At 47.8% G+C, this 20575-nt stretch carries 17 protein-coding genes and 1 tRNA gene; 13 read left to right on the plus strand and 5 right to left on the minus strand.

The genetic code is table 11. From position 1 onward, the window contains the following. Positions 1-158: 158 nt before the first annotated feature. Together IQ217_RS13940 and IQ217_RS13945 are read left to right on the plus strand one after the other, a co-directional pair. Complete coding sequence (locus IQ217_RS13940; RefSeq protein ID WP_228024215.1) at positions 159-1430, plus strand: sensor domain-containing phosphodiesterase; 1272 nt, start codon at positions 159-161, stop codon at positions 1428-1430. Between the two features lie 152 nt (positions 1431-1582). Then, the gene (locus tag IQ217_RS13945) at positions 1583-2929 is read left to right on the plus strand and encodes a CIA30 family protein (RefSeq protein WP_194020409.1); all 1347 of its coding nucleotides are present in this window, start codon (positions 1583-1585) and stop codon (positions 2927-2929) included. A gap of 58 nt (positions 2930-2987) precedes the next feature. Here the strand turns inward: IQ217_RS13945 and IQ217_RS13950 are convergent, their stop codons facing one another. The 3 genes from IQ217_RS13950 to IQ217_RS13960 form a co-directional block, all read right to left on the minus strand. After that, positions 2988-3944, minus strand: coding sequence for a mechanosensitive ion channel family protein (locus tag IQ217_RS13950; RefSeq protein WP_228024214.1), 957 nt, complete (start codon positions 3942-3944; stop codon positions 2988-2990). Further along, positions 3944-5185, minus strand: a complete 1242-nt coding sequence (locus IQ217_RS13955) for an AsnC family protein (protein WP_228024213.1) — start codon at positions 5183-5185, stop codon at positions 3944-3946. Before IQ217_RS13955 ends, IQ217_RS13950 begins: the two co-directional genes overlap by 1 nt. 45 nt (positions 5186-5230) lie before the next feature. Then, positions 5231-5302: transfer RNA gene (locus tag IQ217_RS13960), tRNA-Gly, on the minus strand. A gap of 125 nt (positions 5303-5427) precedes the next feature. Between IQ217_RS13960 and rlmN the strand changes: the two genes are divergently transcribed. The 4 genes from rlmN (at position 5428) to IQ217_RS13980 (ending at position 10478) form a co-directional block, all read left to right on the plus strand. After that, positions 5428-6471 (plus strand): dual-specificity RNA methyltransferase RlmN, encoded by a 1044-nt coding sequence (rlmN, locus tag IQ217_RS13965; protein WP_194020412.1) that lies wholly within the window; start codon positions 5428-5430, stop codon positions 6469-6471. Between the two features lie 41 nt (positions 6472-6512). Next, positions 6513-7781 carry a precorrin-6y C5,15-methyltransferase (decarboxylating) subunit CbiE gene (gene cbiE, locus IQ217_RS13970; RefSeq protein WP_194020413.1) on the plus strand — a complete coding sequence of 423 codons (1269 nt, stop codon included), beginning with the start codon at positions 6513-6515 and terminating at the stop codon, positions 7779-7781. 104 nt (positions 7782-7885) lie between these two features. Next, the gene (locus IQ217_RS13975) at positions 7886-9070 is read left to right on the plus strand and encodes a M20 family metallopeptidase (protein ID WP_194020423.1); all 1185 of its coding nucleotides are present in this window, start codon (positions 7886-7888) and stop codon (positions 9068-9070) included. 277 nt (positions 9071-9347) lie between these two features. Then, positions 9348-10478, plus strand: coding sequence for a three-Cys-motif partner protein TcmP (locus tag IQ217_RS13980; protein WP_194020414.1), 1131 nt, complete (start codon positions 9348-9350; stop codon positions 10476-10478). Here IQ217_RS13980 and IQ217_RS13985 read toward each other — a convergent pair. Next, positions 10468-11244, minus strand: coding sequence for a DUF5131 family protein (locus tag IQ217_RS13985; protein ID WP_194020415.1), 777 nt, complete (start codon positions 11242-11244; stop codon positions 10468-10470). The two genes, IQ217_RS13980 and IQ217_RS13985, sit on opposite strands and share 11 nt — an antisense overlap. A gap of 400 nt (positions 11245-11644) precedes the next feature. Here IQ217_RS13985 and IQ217_RS13990 point away from each other — a divergent pair, with 400 nt between their 5' ends. The 7 genes from IQ217_RS13990 to IQ217_RS14015 all read left to right on the plus strand — a co-directional run bounded on the left by IQ217_RS13990 (position 11645) and on the right by IQ217_RS14015 (position 18165). Next, the gene (locus IQ217_RS13990) at positions 11645-11836 is read left to right on the plus strand and encodes a type II toxin-antitoxin system HicB family antitoxin (protein ID WP_194020416.1); all 192 of its coding nucleotides are present in this window, start codon (positions 11645-11647) and stop codon (positions 11834-11836) included. Further along, positions 11833-12015 (plus strand): type II toxin-antitoxin system HicA family toxin, encoded by a 183-nt coding sequence (locus IQ217_RS13995; protein ID WP_194020417.1) that lies wholly within the window; start codon positions 11833-11835, stop codon positions 12013-12015. Before IQ217_RS13990 ends, IQ217_RS13995 begins: the two co-directional genes overlap by 4 nt. A 161-nt stretch (positions 12016-12176) precedes the next feature. Further along, positions 12177-12485 carry a hypothetical protein gene (locus tag IQ217_RS14000; protein WP_194020418.1) on the plus strand — a complete coding sequence of 103 codons (309 nt, stop codon included), beginning with the start codon at positions 12177-12179 and terminating at the stop codon, positions 12483-12485. Further along, on the plus strand, positions 12425-12847 hold the full coding sequence (locus IQ217_RS19525) for a toxin-antitoxin system TumE family protein (RefSeq protein ID WP_228024212.1): 423 nt from the start codon (positions 12425-12427) through the stop codon (positions 12845-12847). The genes IQ217_RS14000 and IQ217_RS19525 overlap by 61 nt, the downstream gene beginning before the upstream one ends. A gap of 97 nt (positions 12848-12944) precedes the next feature. After that, positions 12945-14021, plus strand: a complete 1077-nt coding sequence (locus IQ217_RS14005; RefSeq protein ID WP_194020419.1) for a RuBisCO accumulation factor 1 — start codon at positions 12945-12947, stop codon at positions 14019-14021. Between the two features lie 75 nt (positions 14022-14096). Beyond that, a complete protein-coding gene (locus IQ217_RS14010) occupies positions 14097-15365 on the plus strand; it encodes a vWA domain-containing protein (protein ID WP_194020420.1) in 1269 nt (422 codons plus the stop codon). Positions 15366-15396: 31 nt separating this feature from the next. Then, a complete protein-coding gene (locus IQ217_RS14015) occupies positions 15397-18165 on the plus strand; it encodes a CHAT domain-containing protein (protein ID WP_194020421.1) in 2769 nt (922 codons plus the stop codon). Positions 18166-18206: 41 nt separating this feature from the next. Here IQ217_RS14015 and IQ217_RS14020 read toward each other — a convergent pair. After that, positions 18207-20575, minus strand: a 2369-nt coding sequence (locus IQ217_RS14020) for an HD family phosphohydrolase (protein ID WP_228025767.1), incomplete at its 5' end; no start/stop codon positions are given.

Consider the following 20575-nt stretch of genomic DNA (forward strand, 5'->3'; position numbering starts at 1 on the left):
CGGTTGGGCTGCCAAATACCCAGTCTGTTTTGCCCCCGTAAAAACCTTGCTCCTAGCAAGCAGCAAAGTATGCGCACTTCCTTTTTATACCAGTTACCGGAAGCCTAACAACTGTCCAAGAAAATCTAACAAGATATTTCTTTTATTAGGAGTGGCGAATGAGTTCCCCAATAGACTCAGCTTCTGAAGAATTAGCGGCAGGGCGTTCCTCCACTCCAGAGGCTCTTATGGCTATCAGTTCAGAAAAATTGCCTAGCAATGACGATGATGTTGATTTGGTGTACGATGCGTTGCGCGCTATTCGCTCCCATCTCAGGATGGAGGTTGCCTTCATTTCTGAATTTGCTTTCGGCAAAAGATATTTCCGCTACGTAGATGCTATTTCAGAAAATCCACCAATCAGGGTTGGAGATTCTAATCCCCTGGAAGAAAGCTATTGTCAGCAGATTGTTAACGGGAGCCTGCCCGAGGTCATTCCAGATGCCTGGCTGATCCCAGCAGCCATGGATTTTCCAGTCACAAAAGCCCTGCCAGTTAGAGCCCATATAAGTGTGCCCATCCGGTTTAGCAGTGGGCAGATCTATGGCACCTTCTGTTGCTTTAGCTCTAAACCCAACTATTCCCTAGACAAACGAGATTTGTTAATGATGCGTACCTTTGCTGATTTTGCATCAAGGCAAATCGAAAGACGGATTATCAGTGAAATAGCTTGTAAAGAAAAGTTCGAGAGGGTTAGATTCGTCCTGGACACTTCAGCCTATAAAATTGTTTACCAACCCATTTTTAACTTTGAAGACGACCGGATTGTGGGATTTGAGAGTTTAACCCGCTTTTCCCATTTGCCAATGCGTAGTCCAGATATTTGGTTTGCTGAGGCGGAGGAAGTTGGTCTGGGGGAAGAGCTTGAAATGGCTGTCATCAAAAAAGCCATCGTTGCACTCCACCATCTGCCCCAACACATCTATATTTCCCTCAACGTATCTCCAGATAATATTGCGAATGGGGCGATCGCCCGGGTGCTTGAAAATGTGCCACTTGATCGGATTGTTCTTGAAGTGACTGAGCATACCGCCATATCTGACTACCCGAGGGTGTTATCGATGCTGGAGCCATTGCGCAGTAAGGGTTTACGTCTGGCCGTTGATGACGCTGGTGCTGGCTATTCCAGTTTTCGTCACATCCTCCAAATGCACCCTGACTTGATCAAGCTCGATATTTATCTAGTTCGGCATATTGATACCGATTGCAAACTCCGTGCTTTAGCCAAAGCCCTGGTCAGCTTTGCCGACGAAACCGCCGTTAAAGTGATTGCTGAGGGAGTTGAAACTCTAGAAGAATTGGATTCTTTGCTACGCATCCGGGTAAATAATGCCCAAGGGTATTTCCTGGGTCGGCCCATGGAGATGGAAGCGGCGATGGCACTTCTGTAGATGGGGTGGATTTGTTGGTCTGGCAATAATTGGGGGTCAGAATGGCTTTTCCAACACCCCCTTAGTTTATTCGTTCTGGTCAAAATTGCCTAGCGCAGAGACCCAGGGAAGATTAGATTAGAACCAATGCTGTCAACCAAGGTAAAAATACTGTGATTTTAGTTGTGGGAGCCACCGGCGGCGTGGGCAAACGGGTAGTTAAGTTGCTCGTTGACGGGGGCCAAGATGTGCGCGTATTAGTGCGGGATTTACCCAGGGCCCAAAAACTTTTCCAAGTTTGGTTTGGGGGTCAGCTACCCGATCGCCTGGAATTTTTTGGGGGCGATTTAACTATTGCTGAAAGTCTGACTCCAGCATTAATGGCCAGGATGACGGCGGTGATTTGTTGTAGTGGCACCAAGGTTCAGCCGGTGGAAGGGGACACTCCCCAACGGGAAAAGTATTACCAGGGACTCAAGTTTTACCTGCCGGAAGTGGTGGACGTGCCGGAACAAGTGGAGTATGAAGGCATTAAAAATTTACTGGCGGTGGTCCAAGACCATATACAACCCAAGGAAAGCACCTTAATGGATTTTCGTCAGACCAATTCTCCCCAATTAGCCTGGTATTCCGTTGATGATGGGGTGATGGGGGGAGTCAGCGCTAGCCAATGGCGACTGACCGGCGATCGGGCTTTATTTACCGGGGAAGTTTCCACTGCCAATAATGGGGGCTTTGCCTCGGTACGATCGCCAAATTTTGAGCCAGCTTTGGATCTTTCCCACGCTGAAGGTATCCAACTCCGCATCCAGGGGGACGGCAAACGCTACAAATTTATTGTCCGCAGTCAGAATGAATGGGATGGGCTGAGCTACTGTTACTCCTTCGATACATTCAACAATCGTCCCCAAACGGTCTGCATTCCCTTCCAGCAATTAATTCCCGTCTTTCGGGCGAAGACCGTGCCAGAAAAGGGCCCATTTAATCCCTCCCAGGTGTCCGCCTTGCAGTTAATGCATAGCAAATTTGAGTATGACGGTGGCCTAAACCCCAGCTTTTCCCCGGGCATATTTGGCTTGGAAATTGAGTCGATTAAAACCTATGCCAATCCCCTCACGCCCCAGTTTATCCACGTCAGTTCGGCGGGGGTCACCCGTCCCGGTCGTCCAGGGTTAAATTTAGCGGAAGAACCCCCTGCGGTGCGCCTCAATGACCAACTAGGGGGCATTTTGACCTGGAAGTTACGGGGGGAAGATGCCATCCGGGGCAGTGGCCTGACCTACACCATCATTCGACCCTGTGCTTTAACAGAGTCGGAAAATCCAGAAATGTTGCAATTTGCCCAGGGGGATAATCTACGGGGGCAAGTTAGTCGCTGGGCGATCGCCAAGTTATGCGTGGATAGCTTGCAATTGGCAGAAGCCGGGGGCAAAACCTTTGAAGTCAGTGCCAGTGAGCCGGGCAGTAACCAGGCCGCCTGGCCATTTCTGCTCAGACAACTGAATTTTGATCAACGTTGATTTTCCAAGGAGTGCTTTCTTCCACTGTTTATACTAGCAATCTAAGCTGAAAGCCTATCTATTCAGGGTCTAACTCGTTCTGCCCCAGCTTTAGTTTGGGATAGGGCAAACCCTGTTGGCCAAAGGCCCGTTTAGCCCGACGGATTAAATCGGTTTGGTAGGCGAATTCATCCCGGGCATCCATGGGATAGGAACGGAGCTTAAATTCGGTGCCCCAGATGTGTTCTTTCATCACCACCACAATGGGAATGCTGAGTTGGGTGTAGCGACTGCTGTAAGCGGCTTGGTACAAAATGCGGATAACCTGTTCCACGTCAACGCTGTGGTCAAAGTAAAAGCTAGTGGCCACCTGGGCTTCGAGGTTGCCCCCATTGGCATTGGAAATGGGTTCTGTCCAAGTTTTATTATGGGGAATGGTGACGTTATTGTCATCCGGGGTCTGTAGACAAATACCCCGCAGTCCATAGCCCGTCACTTCGCCGTAATGATCGCCAATTTGAATCCGATCGCCTACCCGATAGGGAGCTTCAAACAGGGCCACCACCCCGGCAATAATGGAGCTAATGTAATCTTTAAACGCAAAACCCAGAGCCACCGCAATGGTTCCAGTCAAGGCCAATAAATTACCCTCCGATAAATTAAAAAATAGGTTTAATAAATAGGAAATGGTAACCAGTAAAATTAGCGCTTTGCAAAACGGCAAAGATTGTTTTACCAACAGCCGAAAGCGCCGGGGAACCCGCTCCGAAATCCAGTTGGTCACCTTTTGGATCACCGCCATCATGCCATAGGCGATCGCCACAGTAATTACGGCTCGAATGATTTTGCGGATGGTCAAATCCGTCAACAGGCTTTCGGGAATTTCGTCCGGGGCAGTCATCTGGGCCAAGGGCAGGGAGGGCGGATCCTGGAGCCAAAATGCCCACTGATCATTCAGATGAACTACCGGCAAATAATGGGCGATGGCATTCCCATTCAGATCAAAAAAATCTGGCAAAACTGTTACATCTAGCATCATCTTCCCCCCACAAAGAAATTATTATTGGCCAATTCACTTTGCAGTTGTTGATAGTAGGTGGGACAAATAATTAAATCTCCCCAACGACGCTCCAGAATATCTTCCCGCAGCAGCCATTGCACCCTAGCCTGGATTTGACTTTCCGGTTCCCCTAAGCTCAGAGCTAGGTGCCCAGGACTAATGCGGCCGTGGATCATCAAGGAATGGAGCAAATACAAGTCTAGGTTGGTAAGGGACGGTAAGCTCGGTTGGGCAGGGTTAACTTGGGACAAAGGAGAGATTTGGTCCTCGTTTTCTTTGGTATTGAGCACCAACTGGGCTGGGTCTTCTGTTTCCATCACTTGCTTTTCTATGCGCAGACTCCGCAACCAAAGTTTAGCCGCAATGGAACTAACTCCCTGGGAGCAGTCCGCTAGGCTTTGCCAATAAACTTCGACTTCTTTCTGGTCATCTGACGACGCTGGATCAGCACTAACCGGGTCGGCAAGGTCTTCGTTATTAGTGGTGGTGCCCCATTGCTCTGTGAGGGGGGCTAACCAACTTTGGAGCATTTCCCCCGTTAAGGTTGGCAGAGGACGTACATCATCGAAATAGGCACTGATCTGGCCGACAAAATCGAGGAAGTCCCAGGCCCAGGAGTTACAACCAATCAGCCAAAAGTACTGGGGGTTATGGACAGTAATTTCCCGCAAAAAACCAATGCCGTCCCAACCGCTAATGCAACGCAAAAAGCATTGTTCTAGGGAAGGAATTACCACCACGGTGGTGCGCTGTTCCAAACACGCCACATCTTGGCTTAGTTCCACTCCCTGGCCGTCAAACTCAATGCCACCCTGGGCTTCGAGGGCCCGTCGTAATTGTCCCGTTATGGTCAAAGGATCGGGGGGGCGACGAAAATTCCCCAGGGGCTTAACCACCGTCACCTCTAAATTATTTTCCCAGCCCTGGAGACTGTCCTGCAAAATCTTGGTGATCGGCTCCACTGGATTGGCCAAAATCACCAGGCTATTGGGGGCCTCTAGGTTCTTTTGCCAGGCCTTGAGGCTATCTTCCAGGGCGGCATGGATAGCTTCGGTGTAGGCGCTGGGGGTAGCAAGGGAGTTAATGGATTGGAGCAATTCCGCTTCTAAGGTGTCCGGCAAGGGCACCAAATCCTTGTGGGAATGGTCGTTCTCCTGACTCTTATGCAACCAGAAAAATAATTTCTGTTTAAGAAACTGCCAGGTAAAACCCACCATTGCCATGTTCTTTTCTGCTCCACAGCGTGGGGTGATTTTTAGCTAAGCGGGTAACGCGATTCGAACGCGCGACATCAACCTTGGCAAGGTTGCGCTCTACCACTGAGCTATACCCGCAAATTTCAGACTTTTACCAATATGCCAAAGAAAGATTTTTCTGTCAACAATCGGCCAGGATTTTTTTGTGGTGGCCGGGAAATCTGACTTACACTGGCGATGGATGCTTCTTTTCGATTACCGCCATGGCCCCTTCCCCTGTCCCCCTACTTTCCCTTTCCCTGCCGGAGTTAACCGCCTGGGTGCAAACCACTGGCCAACCGGCCTATCGGGGTAAGCAAATTCACCAATGGCTGTACCAAAAAGGGGCCCGTTCCCTCAACACCATGACGGATTTGCCCAAGGCTTGGCGGGAGAAAAACAGCGATTATCCCATCGGGCGATCGGTGATTGACCACTGTGCGGTGGCCCCGGACCACACCAGGAAATATCTGCTCCGTTTGGCCGATGGTTTGATCATTGAAACGGTGGGCATTCCCAGCAGTAAGCGTCTGACGGTGTGTGTTTCCTCCCAGGTGGGCTGTGCCATGGATTGTAATTTCTGTGCCACGGGTAAGGGGGGTTTCATCCGTAACTTGCAGAGTTATGAAATTGTGGACCAGGTGTTGACGGTGCAGGAGGAATTTCAAGAACGGGTGAGTAATGTGGTTTTTATGGGCATGGGAGAACCGTTGTTAAATTTGCCCGAGGTGGTGAAGGCGGTGGAATGCCTCAATCAAGTGGTGGGTATTGGCCAGCGGGCGTTGACCATTTCCACTGTGGGTTTACCAGGGAAAATTCGCCAATTAGCCGATCGCCATTTGCAGGTAACGTTTGCAGTTAGCCTCCATGCCCCTAATCAAACTTTGCGCCAATCGTTAATTCCCAGTGCCCGGCACTATCCCCTGGAGCAATTGTTGGCAGACTGCCGGGCCTATGTGGAAACCACGGGCCGGCGGGTGACATTTGAGTATGTTCTGCTGGCGGGGGTTAATGACCAACCAGTCCATGCTGAACAGTTGGCCCAAAAGTTGCGGGGTTTCCAAACCCATGTCAATTTAATTCCCTACAATCCCATCTCCGAGGTGGATTATCAGCGCCCCACGGAGGCCCAAATTAATCAATTTGCCCAGGTTTTGAGTGACCATCGCATTGCGGTCAGTGTTCGTTATTCCCGGGGTGTACAAGCGGATGCGGCCTGTGGCCAGCTACGGGCTTCCCGCCAAGAAGAATTAACCGCTACGGTTTGAGAAGCCCCCTAGTCCCCCAAATGAGCTGGAGCTTTAGTTAGATGATCCATGTGGTGGGCATTGGCCTGGATGGTGCTGAAGGGTTAACTAGGTCAGTGCTGGCATTAATTGCTGAAGCCAAAATGTTGGCCGGTGGCGATCGCCATTTGGGTTACTTTCCGCAGTATGGCGAAAAAAGCTTAGTAATCAAGAATTTTTCAGCGGATTTAAATAAAATTAAGCAAATTCACCAGACTTTAGGGTCAGGGGAAATCATTGTCGTTTTAGCTTCCGGTGATCCCCTTTACTTTGGCCTGGGACGGTTGTTGTTAGAAAAATTTTCTGCGGTGCAATTAAAATTTCATCCCCATGTGAGTTCCATTCAATTAGCCTTTAACTGCTTAAAAATGCCTTGGCAGGATGCCACCATCATCAGTGCCCACGGCCGAGCCAACGATTTGCTCAAACAAGCTTTGCAGAAAGGGGCAGAAAAATTGGCCATTCTCACGGACGGGCAAAATCATCCAGGGGCGATCGCCAATTTATGTCTATCCCTGGGGTTAACCACCACCTACCAAGCTTGGGTTTGTGAAAATTTGGGGGCGGAAAATGAACGTATCCAACCATTTGATCTGTCATCTTTAGCTCCCCTCACCGCAGGGAATTTTGCCTCCCTCAATGTGGTGGTGTTAGTTAAGCAAAAACCAGAAAATAACCCTATTGATCCCAAGCAATTACCCATTTTTGGCATTGCGGATCATTATTTTGCCAGCTTTAAAGACCGCCCCGGCATGATTACCAAGCAGGCGATCCGGGTGCAAATTCTGGCCGCTTTGGCTCTACGACCCCGACAAATTATTTGGGACATTGGGGCTGGCACGGGATCCGTGGCGATCGAATCTGCTCGGCTTTGTCCCCAGGGAAAAATTTTTGCCATCGAAAAAACTAGCGCTGGCCAACAGTTAATCGAGCAAAACTGTCAACGATTCCAGGTGGAAAACGTGGCTTTGGTGGCCGGCCCCGCCCCGGAATTTTTAAGCGATTTACCTACCCCAGACCGGATCTTCATTGGCGGCAATGGGGGGCAATTAATGCCTATTTTGCAGGCCTGTGGGGAACGCCTACAACGAGACGGCTTAGTGGTGATGGCGATCGCCAGTTTGGAGCATTTGAGTTTGGCCCTGGGTTGGTTTAAGCAACAACAATGGCAGGTGAAAGTGCAACAGGTGCAAATTAGCCAGAGTGTTAAATTTGCTGAACTGACCCGTTTTGATCCCCTTAATCCCATTTATCTACTCACTGCGGCCAGGAACTCCATGGGTCACAGCTAGCCCAGTTAACTTCCCCCAATGGTGTGTTCTACACTAAAAGGCACCATTAACATTTTCCCGTTGCCACTTTGCTATCCTCTGCCCCCCAACAAACCGATTCTGCCTTGGCGGAGCTAAAGAATTTAGCCCAAACCCTACTGCCCCGGCTGGTAGAAATCCGTCGCCATCTCCATGCCCATCCAGAGTTGAGCGGTCAAGAATATCAAACGGCGGCCTATGTGGCAGGGGTGCTGTCCTCCTGTGGTCTCCACGTCGAAGAGGCGATCGGTAAAACGGGAGTGGTGGGGCAATTGTCTGGCAAAGGCGAAGATTCCCGACTGTTGGCCATCCGCACCGATATGGATGCGTTACCTATCCAGGAAATGGTGGGTCTGGCCTTTGCGTCCCGCCATCCGGGGGTGATGCACGCCTGTGGCCACGATATCCACACCACTTTGGGTTTGGGCACGGCCATGGTGTTGTCTCAAATGAGCGTTAAGTTACCGGGGGATGTGCGCTTTTTGTTTCAACCGGCGGAGGAAATTGCCCAGGGGGCCAGTTGGATGATCCAAGATGGGGCCATGAAGGGGGTGAACCATATTTTGGGGGTTCATGTTTTTCCTTCCATTCCCGCCCGGCAGGTGGGCATTCGCTATGGTGCATTGACGGCGGCGGCGGATGATCTAGAAATCTTCATCCAAGGGGAATCGGGCCATGGCGCTAGGCCCCACGAGGCGATCGACGCCATTTGGATTGCTGCCCAGGTGATCACGGCTCTACAACAGGCCATTAGTCGTACCCAAAATCCCCTCCGACCGATGGTGCTTTCCCTGGGGCAAATTAGTGGCGGCCGGGCCCCCAATGTGATTGCTGACCAAGTCCGCATGGCCGGCACAGTGCGATCGCTCCATCCCGAAACCCATGCCCAATTACCCGAATGGATCGAAGGTATTGTGGCCAGCGTTTGTCAAACCTATGGGGCGAAATATGAAGTCAATTACCGCCGGGGGGTGCCTTCAGTACAAAATGATGCTCAGTTAAATAAGCTGTTGGAAAATGCGGTGCGGGATGCCTGGGGAGAGGAAGCTCTACAACTCATTCCTGAACCATCCCTGGGGGCAGAGGATTTTGCTTTGTACCTAGAACACGCCCCCGGAGCCATGTTTCGTTTAGGAACCGGTTTTGGCGATCGCCAGGTGAATCATCCTTTACACCATCCCCGCTTTGAAGCTGATGAAGCGGCAATTTTAACGGGGGTTGTGACCCTCAGCTATGCCGCCTGGCAATATTGGCAAAGCATTCCAATGTAACGACTCAAAATACCAAATTCAAGAACTGCAAGGAGGGATTTTGAATTTGAGGATTGACCTGGATGACAAAATAGCGATCACTAGAGGTCGGGTAGGGTATAATATCCAGATAATTTTACACCTTGCGTAATTGTGATCTAATTATCACCCAGGCGATCGCTTCCCGCCAAGCGTTTGGGGCTTTTAAAGGTTGGTTTGAAGTACGTTATCACAAACCTTAGTTGCTAAAGACTTACTAAGCTAAAGTCAGTTTTCACCAACAAATACCAAATCCGCAATGAGCAAAGATTTTTTTGACGAACAAAGAGAACAATCATTAGTCAAGGCAACTATAGTCAAGAAATATTTTGAAGTATGGGCTAAAGTCGTCCTTCCTACTGTAAGAAAGAAGTCGCCTCAAAATCCTAGAATTGCTTATATAGATTTATTTGCTGGACCTGGTCGTTATAAAGATGGCTCAAAATCAACACCAATTAAAGTTTTAGAGAAGGCAATACAAGATCCGGAGATTGCACAGACATTAGTAACACTATTCAATGATTTAGACGGCGACAATACAAAATCACTAGAAGAAGCAATCCAATCTTTAGAAAACATCCAAAACTTAAAATACCAACCTCAAGTTACCAATGAAGTAGTTGGTGAAGATATAGTAAAACAATTTGAAAAAAATAAACTTGTCCCTACTTTATTTTTCGTTGATCCCTATGGATATAAAGGACTATCTTTAAAGCTTATTAATTCTGTAGTGAAAGACTGGGGATCTGATTGTATTTTCTTCTTCAATTATAATCGTATAAATATGGGGCTACCAAATAATGCAGTAAAACACCATTTAGATGCACTTTTTGGTGAGGTAAGAGCAGATTCAATACGAGAAAAATTAACTCAATTGAAACCAAGTGAACGCGAAACAATGATTGTTGAAGCGATCTGCAATGCATTGAAAGATATGGGCGGCAAGTATGTTTTACCATTTCGGTTTAAAAATCAAAGTGGCTCTAGAACGAGTCATCATTTGATTTTTGTTAGTAAACATCCGAAAGGATATTCTATTATGAAGAATATTATGGCAAAGGAAAGCTCAATTGTAAATGAAGGGGTTCCCTCCTTTGAGTATTCTCCTGCTTCAGAAAAATATCCATTATTATTTGAACTTTCCCGACCTTTAAATGATTTGCAGGAAATGTTACTTAATGATTTTTCAGGAAAAATCATAACAATGAAAGAACTATTTGAGAAACATAATATAGACAAACCCTATATTAGAAGTAATTATGTGGACGTGTTGAATAATTTAGAAGAGCAAGGAAAAATTAATGTTAAAGTTAAATCAGGAAAAAAACGTCGCAAAGTAAAGGGGCAATTTGCTGATCACTTAACTATTTGCTTTCCCATTAAGCAATAAGTTCCAATTTTGCTTTGTCTCTTATTGATTTTACCTTTAAGGCCTCCCAGTAATTAAGATGATTTTCCCAAGTTTTTGGAATTTCATTCCAGATCCTACCATCTAATAAAGCCCCTCCTGATTTTGGAGTCCTACCTCCGACTTGTTTGAAAAAAAATGCTGTTCCCGATTCAAGGCATTGATCACGAATACTTCTAACCCAATCTGTTTTAATAGGACGGTAATTTTGACCTGACTCACCTCCGACGATCACCCAATTAATATTACTTAAATTTAGTTTTAATGATCCTAATAACGGCTCGCAAGAAATAAACTTTACGTTGGCTGGACTATCTCGAAGAAAATCAATCCGATGAACATAATCCTGAGTTTCAACTGACACACCTAACCATAAATTTTTAGGAAAATTCACAGATCTAGATATTTCATGAATCCGTTGATGCCGCTTTGTTAAAACTTGGTATATATGCCAAGGAGTTTTTTCAATTGTATAGAAAACTTTTTTGATAAATTGTGTTGGAACTTTTTCATGGAACAGATCACTCATTGAATTAACAAAAACTCGGCTTGGCTGCTTCCATCGGATAGGTTCTAATAGACGAGAATTATGTAAGGTCAAATTAAATCCATCTGGAAAATTATCAGGAAATCGTTTTGTTATTGTTTCAGCATAACAATGAATACAACCCGGGCTAATTTTATCACATCCAGTTGTAGGATTCCATGTTTTGTCAGTCCATTCAATGCCAGTGTTTGTACTCGACATACTTAAGCCTCAAACAAGATAAATCTTTTAAAATTCAAAAGACAACATTATTTTTTCCCTTATATTGTACGATCAGTTTATCGTTTTGTCGGCATTTTTTAAAAGATTATAATAAAAATGTAACTTAAAGTATGATTGAAAGCCTCGTAAGACGAAATTTTCTGAAACAACAGTCTAATATTTCCCTCCGTTTGTATTGCTTCTGTGGTTGGATATAATAATACAAAAGGAGTAATCATTTTTCATGTTTTTCAATAGCGAAAGTTATCTCTTCTATTCTCTCATCCCTTACAAAAAGGCTAATTTGAGTTTTATAGATGACGATCGTCTCTCAATTCAGACAAATAAGGTAAATTTACGTAGAATAAGAATCAAGCAAGTTTGTTTCATAAGTTAAATCATGAAAATCACCTATACTTATTGGAAAGAAAACGATGGTACATTCTTGGGATATTTAAATGAATTCCCTGACCATTGGACCCAAGGAACTGATCTAGAAGACCTGATCGAAAATCTAGCTGATTTGTACAAAACATTTACAGAAAATGAAATACCAGGAATCAAACGGGTAGCAGAATTTGAACTTGTATGAAAAGACGAGCATTAATAGTTCTTTTGGAACAGGCGGGCTGTGTCTTAATTCGGCATGGGTCAAAACACGATATTTACCACAATCCGAACAATGGCAAAACTGAACCTATTCCCAGACATCGAGAAATTAACGAACGTTTAGCTAAAAAAATTATCAAGAGCTTAACTCAAGATTATTAGGTGGTTGTTTGGCGATCGCCCGATGAACAATCCTTTGAAGCAGACGAAGCGGCAATTTTAACGGGGGTTGTCACCCTCAGCTACGCCGCCTGGTAATATTGGCAAAGCATTTAAATTTAGTGGTTTAAAATACTTAACTAATCCCTAGGAATTAAAGGACGATGCTAGATATTAAACTTACTTTACAGCCAGATACGGAACAAAAATTAAAAATTATCCTCGATAGTGGCATTGACAATGAAAGATTTGCTCAAAATATCATTGATTATCAAATCAAGGAACTGCAACGGGGAATTTTAAATTTGAAGCTAGACCTAGATGAGTTTGAGCGAAAATATCAAATGTCATCGGAGTTATTCTATGAACAATTTTCCCAAGGAATTTTGGACGATGAAACAGATTTTATGATTTGGTCAGGTCTAGTGGAGTTGCTGCGCCACAATCAATCACAACTCCGAGCACTACAATAATCCAGCGTTATTTTTCAGAAATTGAAAAGATTATCTCTGAATTTCCCAATATACGCTTCTATACCTTAACCCAGAAAGTTTATAACAATTGTCAAGGTTGTATTAGTGGCTCTATAGTTTTTGACAATAACCACCGCCTTGATTTTGTCGAAGTAAAAAACACTGACTTAGAGCACAAAATTAAATATAGATACCACTACATGGACGACAGACAAGAAATTATTTTTCGCTATGATAACGCTCCGAACCATAATCATATTTTAACTTTTCCCCATCACAAGCATGAAAATAATCAAATTAAACCAAGTAATGAGCCAAATCTAGATGAAATACTGCTGGAAATAACTCAGATACAACGATAGTTTACTCTAAGTTGTCCTAACTTTTAAAATATTACTTTGCTTGCCCAGTTTTTTCTTTAGTATTGTATGCTCATTTTAGAAGATCGCATTTTGTCCTATGACCCATTCCCCTGAATCCAATCCGACTTTGAGCGCTGCTGAAGCCGCTGAACTGATCCGTTCCCTGTTGCATAAAGAGGGTACCTGGGTAGATTGGGGCAAAAAATGTCAGCAATTGCAGAAGTCCGGTTACGGTGCTGAAGAAATTTTTGAGCAGTCCGGTTTCCAAAAAGTGCAGCAAAATTTGGTCATTGTGGCTAGTCAAGTCTATGAAAGTCTGGTTAAGCAGGGCATAGATGAACCAGTCTTGGCCTATTTTCGTGGTCCCAAAAGCGATGTGCTTTACGAGCTCCGCATCCTCAACCATCAACAAAGGGCGATCGCCGCAGTAGAGGCCCAACAGAAAAACCTGGCCGCCGATGAAGCGAAGGAATTGGCCAAAGCGTTTCAGGAATTTGGTTACCTATCCCAACTGCCAGAAGGCTTTACCGACCACCCCGGAGATGCCTTAGCCTATCAATGTTGGAAATTGGCCCGGCAAAAAAAGAACTTACCGGAAAGAACCCGTTTAATTGTCAAAGGATTGAAATTCGCCCATTCTCCCAACGCCCGCCAGGCGATCGAAAAATTACTGACCGATTTAACTACCCAGCCCAGCCGGAAAGCGCCCCTGGTGCCCGTGTTTCGCCTCGAGGAAGACCAGGAAGCGGCCCGACTCATTCCAGTGGCAGGGACTTTTCCCCTCCAGCCCCAGATAGTGCAGGCAGTGCAACCCCTAGAGCAAGTGGAACCCTTTGGCTTAGTTAATTACCAAGGCAATGGAGCGGTGGTGCCGGTGCCCCAGTGGCAAGCGATTTTAACAGCGGTGGATCCGGTGGCTATTTTCTGCCAAGCAGGGGAAGTGTCAGAATCCTTAGCCCGTAAGGATGAACAGGTTTTAGTGGTGGTGGACCGCAGCCAAACAAACTGGAATGATGGCAGTTATTTTCTGTTCAGCCAGGGGGAAACGCTGGCAATTCAATGGTGTGAAACGGAGCCGGAAAAAGAAATTCTGGCCAAAGTGGTGTTGGTGCTACGGCCGAAGAAAATTTTCGATGCCAATAACCTGCGGGAACCCTGGCAAATGGATGATTAGGCCCGCAGTGCAGTTTCCCATCCCAGGGCAGAAAATCTTGCAGTAAGCTAAAGGAAAAAGTTTGAGTTGCTCCCCATGCGTATCGACCTTTCCTTGCTGTTAAGTGACCAAAATTTGGATGCTGGGGCCCCCACCAGTCAGCGGCAGTTGCGGGTAGCAGTGGCGGCCAAAGCGGACGAGGCCGATCGCCGGTTGCCCCTAAATTTATGTTTGGTGTTGGACCACAGCGGTTCCATGGATGGCCAACCCCTGGAAACGGTCAAAAGTGCAGCCCTGGGATTAATTGATCGCCTGGGGGAGGATGACCGGCTGTCGGTTATTGCCTTCGACCATAAAGCGAAAATTATTATTGAAAACCAACAGGTGCGGAACGGAGCGGCGATCGCCAAGGGCATTGAAAGGTTGAAAGCGGAAGGGGGCACCGCCATTGATGAGGGGCTAAAACTAGGCATTCAGGAAGCGGCAAAAGGCAAGGAAGACCGGGTTTCCCACATTTTTTTGCTCACCGATGGGGAAAATGAACACGGGGATAATGACCGTTGTCTCAAACTAGGCACCGTCGCATCGGATTATAAATTAACAGTACATACCCTTGGTTTTGGCGACCACTGGAATCAGGACGTGTTGGAGGCGATCGCCTCTGCGGCCCAGGGCAGTTTGAGTTATATCGAAAATCCCAACGAAGCATTGCAGACTTTTAGTCAACTGTTCCAGCGCATGAGCAGTGTGGGGCTCACCAATGCCCAGCTTTTGCTGGAGTTAGAACCCCCAGCCCATCTCGCCACTGTTAAGCCTGTGGCCCAGGTATCCCCGGAAACCATGGATTTAACCGTGCAAACTCAGGGGCAAAACTATGAGGTTCGTTTAGGGGATTTGATGACCGACCAGGAAAGGGTATTACTCCTCAACCTTTACCTAGACCAATTACCTCCGGGCAGTCACGTCATCGGCCAGGTGAAAATTCGCTACGATGACCCCGCTTCGGGCCAAACTAATTTGCTGTCCGAGCCTTTACCCTTGACCATTCAGGTGCAAACCCAATATCAACCAAGCACCGATGCCCAGGTACAGGAATCCATTCTCAGCTTGGCCAAATATCGTCAGACCCAAATCGCTGAAACTAAGCTCAAAGCCGGCGATCGCCAAGGGGCGGCCACCATGCTCCAAACCGCCGCCAAAACCGCTCTGCAAATGGGGGACAAAAACGGGGCCACCGTCCTGCAAACCAATGCTACTAGGCTCCAATCCGGGCAAGATTTGTCCGAAGGTGATCGGAAAAAGACCCGCATGGTCAGCAAAACCACCCTCCAAGTACCATCCACGGAATCCCCACCATCGGCATAATGGTTTTCTCTGGGGCAATTAAACTCGGACTATGGGCACAAAAACTGTTGGGTTCTGGCAAAGGTTGATCGCCATTAGTCTGCTGTGGAGCGGTCTATGGATGGGCCCCACGGCCAGTCAAACCATTCCCAACAGCGATGCCCGCACTTTATACGAAGCCGGTTTAGAACAATTCAATCAAGAACAACTTCCTGCCGCCATTGAATTGTGGCAGAGGGCCCTGGCAATATTTGAACAGAATGGTGATCGCCGGGGCATGGGGGACTGTCTCTATGAATTAGGCTTTGCTTACTATTGGTTGGGGGAATATGACCAAGCGATCAGTAATTACCAAAAAAGCTTACTGATCGCCGAAGAATTTGCCGATTTACAAAGACAGGGAACGCTATGGGGTTACCTTGCGGATGCCTATTTCTATGCTCCTGCCTACGCTGGACGCCAGGAATTGATCATCTCTGCGGGGGAAAAAAGTTTAACCCTAGCGGAAGCGAGCGGAGACTACCTCCGACAGTGGTTTAGCCATCACCGTTTAGGGGAAGTACACAATGGTCTGGGAAATTATGCCCAAGCTCTGCACCATTACCAACGGGCTTTGGCCGTGGCAGAAATTCTTGAAGATCCCTCGCTACAACGTTTAGCCCTTGCCAATGTGGGCTTAATCCATATCCGCCAAGAAAACTACCGAGCGGCATTGGAAATTTGGCAAAGGGAGTATGCTCTCCGTCAGCAGTTAGGGGAAACGGAAGGGGCCGCCGAAAGTCTGCAACTTTTGGGTTTTGCGGCCTACTGGCTCAATGATTATGGCCAAGCCATTCATTACTATCAAAAAAGCCTGGAATTAGCCCGGGCAAATCAACAGCGGAAAACGGAGCAGTTGTCCCTGGCCGGACTAGGGGATGCCTATTATTACGTGGGGGACTATGCCCAGGCTCAACAATTTCACCGGGATAGTTTGGCCATTGCGGAGCAGTTAGAAGATTGGGAAGTGATGGCAACCCTCTACAACGCCTTGGGCACCGATTATTACAGCCTGGAACAGCCGCAAGAGGCGATCGCCTATTACGAAAAATCCTTAGATCTAGCCCAAAAGTTACAATCCCGGGGCAATACCTTTGCCAATGCCCTATCGGGGTTGGGGCAGATTTATCTTGAACAAAATCAACCTTCCCAAGCCCTGGACTATTTTCACCAAAGCCTAGAAGTTTATCGGGCCATGGGTAATCGTTATAACGAAGGGGCCGCCCTCAGTAACATTGGCCATGTTTACCTCCAACAAAAACGCTATGACCAGGCGATCGTCAATTTTCAACGACGTTTAGCCATTTCGGAGGAAATTGAGGAAATCCATGGCCAAGCCCAAGCCTTAGGGGAAATTGGTCTGACTTTAATATTGCAGAAGCAATATGCCGAGGCCGAAGCACCATTAAGGGCAAGTTTGGCCCTGTCGGAATCAATCCGGGAAAAGTTAAAGGAAGATCAACTCAAAGTTTCCTTTTTTGATACCCAAGCCTCTGTATATCGCCTATTGCAATTAGTCCTGATTAAGCAAAACCGAGTCGAAGGGGCCCTGGAAATTGCCGAACGGGGCCGGGCTCGGGCCTTTGCGGAATTGTTAGCCCAGCAACTAGACCCCCAGGATCGGCGGATTAACCTAGAATCCCCCGACTTAGAAACCATACGGGCCACGGTCCAGCGGGAACAGACCACAGTGGTGCAGTATTCTCTGATTGATGAAGTTAATCAACTTTATATTTGGGTTATACAACCGGACGGAAAAATCCAATTTCGCCAAACAGATCTGGGGGATCTAGAGCAATTACCCCAGGTGGATATTGGCCAAACCGTCACCCTGGCCCAAAGGGCGATCGCCGGTCAACGACCCCAAGCACTATTGGCTAATCCAACCCCCCATAATCCCCTCTGGCAACTGGAGCAAATTTTGATCGAACCCATTGCGGATCTTCTTCCCCAAGATCCCAATCAAGCGGTCATTTTTATCCCCCAGGGCCCCCTCTTTTCCGTGCCCTTTCCCGCTTTGACCAATGGTAGGGGCGAAGCTTTAATAGACCGCCATATTCCCCGCACCATGCCTTCATTGCAGGTTTTGGCCCTCACCCAACAGCTAGAAACAAATCTTCCCCCTCAAGTTGATTCTCCGAACAGTAAAGGCCACAAGTCTGACCTCATTGTCGGTAATCCCATCCTGGCGGATAGCCTGCAACAATCCCCCTATGGTCTAGGAAATCTCCCCCACGCTGAAGCGGAAGCAGTGGCGATCGGGCAACTATTGCAAACCAAACCCTGGTTAGGGAAAGAGGCTACCCTGACTGCGATTATGCCCCAGGTGCCAGAGGCTAGAGTCATTCACCTTGCCACCCATGGATTACTGGACAATTTTCGCCAGGGGGGTCTGCCAGGGGCGATCGCCTTGACGCCGGAGGGAGACAATAACGGCTTATGGACCGCCAATGACATTGTGCAACTCGACATAAAAGCAAAATTGGTCGTGTTGAGCGCCTGTGATACAGGGCGGGGAAAAATTACTGGGGATGGGGTGTTAGGACTATCCCGGGCTTGGTTAACGGCGGGAGCTAAAAGCGTACTGGTTTCCCTCTGGTCTGTACCAGATGAACCCACGGCTCTGTTGATGACCAATTTTTACCAAAACCTAGCCCAGGGAGAAAATAGTGCCACTGCCCTTAGGGATGCCATGGTGACAGTCCGGCAAAAATATCCCCGACCAGTCAATTGGGCCGGCTTTACAGTAATGGGAGCCAGCGAAACCTTATCTGTGCCATAGCTAAGGCCGGGGTGGATCGCCTTTGATTAACTTGACCAACCTCAAAATCTAGTGGTGGAAGGGCTAGTTACCTGCACATCCAACGCCGCCTTGGGATAGGCAATCCTTTGGTGGTGGAACTGTTGCCACACCCGCACAAACACATCGGCAATAATGGGCAGTTCTTCGTATTTCAAGCCACTGTCTTGCAGTTGGTTGTCCCGCCAGCGGGCTTTAAAAATACGGTTAACCATAGCCATAGCAGTTTCTGGATTAGCTTCCCTGAGGGAACGCAATGCCGCCTCACAACTGTCCGCCAGCATGACAATGCCCGTTTCCCGAGACTGGGGAATGGGCCCCGGATAGCGAAATTCTTCCTCATTGATCGGCGGTTCTCCGGCCTTTTCCGCCGCTTCTTTGGCTTGAATATAAAAATAAGAAATCAACATTTGTCCCTGATGTTCCGGAATAAAGTCCCGCACCACCTGGGGCAAACCATAACGTCGGGCCATCACTAACCCTTCGGAAACGTGTTTTTTGATAATGTCCACACTGACGTAGGGATCATTGATTTCGTCGTGTTTATTGGGGCCCCCCATTTGATTTTCGATGAATCCCAAGGGGTCGTGCATTTTACCAATGTCATGGTATAAAGTTCCGGTTCTGACCAGTTCAACGTTACAGCGCAATTCCCTCGCTGCCGATTCCGCTAAACAAGCCACAAATAGGGTGTGTTGGAAAGTACCGGGGGCCTCCTTGGCCAACCTTTGTAGTAGGGGGCAGTTGGGATTACTCAATTCCACCAACCTAGTGGGGGTCACCACGTCGAACAATCTTTCTAGGTAAGGGGAAACGCCGATCGCCATGGCACTCCAGGCTAAACCAAGTAGGCCATAGACAATGGCACTGGGGAGGGCCGTGTACCAAATAATTGTGACTGCCGAGGCGTTAACAATTAGATATGTGAATAAATAAACTATGCCCTGGGTAGCGCCTACCCCCACCCCCAACAGGGCCAACTCATCCCGGGAACGGAGCTTACTGGCAATCATACCTGCTAGCAAAGCCGCCGCCCCACTACCCAGCAAATATTCCCAAACGATGGATTCCATGGCAAAGGCGGATAATCCCCCCACCAATACCACTTGGGTGATGGCTAGGGTGGGGCCGTAAAAGCTACTGGTGAGTAAGCTAATGGCCGGCAGGTTATTGTAAATCGGATCAAGTAAAAATAAAACGGGTGTGCTAATACTGAGCAGGCAGAGGAGAATGTGATCTCGCCGCCGTAGGGGCCGATGGATGCGTCGACTCACCCCACAGAAAATGATTAAGGCTCCCCCCACTAACCCCGCTGTCCGCAGTAGACCCTGCCAATTGATCTGTCGTTGACTCAGGCCGTAGCCATCCAGCAAAACAAATTGTTCCTGGGTAATGGCTTCCCCTGCCCGCACAATTACACTGTTTTTCTCCGCGGATACCTTGACGGTTTCCATGGCCAATACGGCTTTTTCCGCTAGGTTTTTGGTGGCTTCCTTGTCAACAGTGAGATTATATTTATCCCTGAGTAAATTATTTAAGCTGCCCTCCGCTACTTGGTGGGCTTGGGGGGGCAAAATGTTGCGCAAGTGGAGTTGCACTGTTTCCCCCAACAGAGGGGCTGTGATGCCCGCCGGAAGCCCTTGGGTGAGAATGCGGTCATGGACTTGGATAATGGTCTGTTGGGTAGTTTGCCAGGTGGGCCCGTCTAACTTCAACGCCCCTATTTGATTATTGGTAATCTGGCGATCGGCTTTAACCTCTGCTAAGCGGGCCGTCACCCGGCTATATCTGTCCTGGGCCGCTCTGATGCTGGTGAGCAAGCCAGCCATGGTCTGGGGGGAAGTGGTGGCTTTTTGTTGATCAAATAATTGTTGCAGTTTGGCCAACTGGGGGGAGGCCATGGGCAGAGGCTGGCCATTATTCAGGTAATTTTCTAATTGCTGCCATTCCGCTGGCCCCAGACTGCGGAGTAAGTGTTGCTGCTCCAGGGTAAAAATATTGGTGTCTATGTAGGGAAAGGTGCCCGCCAGATAACGAAGCTGATTGATGGCATCCAGATATTGGCTTCTTTGTTGCTTCAGTTGGGCGGTTAGCTCATTGTCCCGTTGTAGGCGGGGAATGGTGCCAGCCCGCACTTCTTTCCGCTTTTCCTCTGTGGTTCTTTCGTCCACAAAACTGCCATCTTCCGGGGCATAGATGGTGTAGGGGGATTCGGTCCCAACGCTGAGTTGGGGTTGGTTATAAAAACGGTAGCCCACTACCCCCGTGAGGGAAACCACAGTAATACCCAACATGACTGGTGGGTGGGCAATGCGGACAAACCTAGAGCGGTGGATTTTTTGCCAAATGGTTTCGTCCTGGGACGGGCGCCCTGTTGTCCTGGGGGAAGGGG

The sequence above is a fragment of the Synechocystis salina LEGE 00031 genome (genome assembly GCF_015207985.1).
In the GTDB taxonomy this organism is placed as follows: Bacteria; Cyanobacteriota; Cyanobacteriia; order Cyanobacteriales; family Microcystaceae; genus Synechocystis; species Synechocystis salina.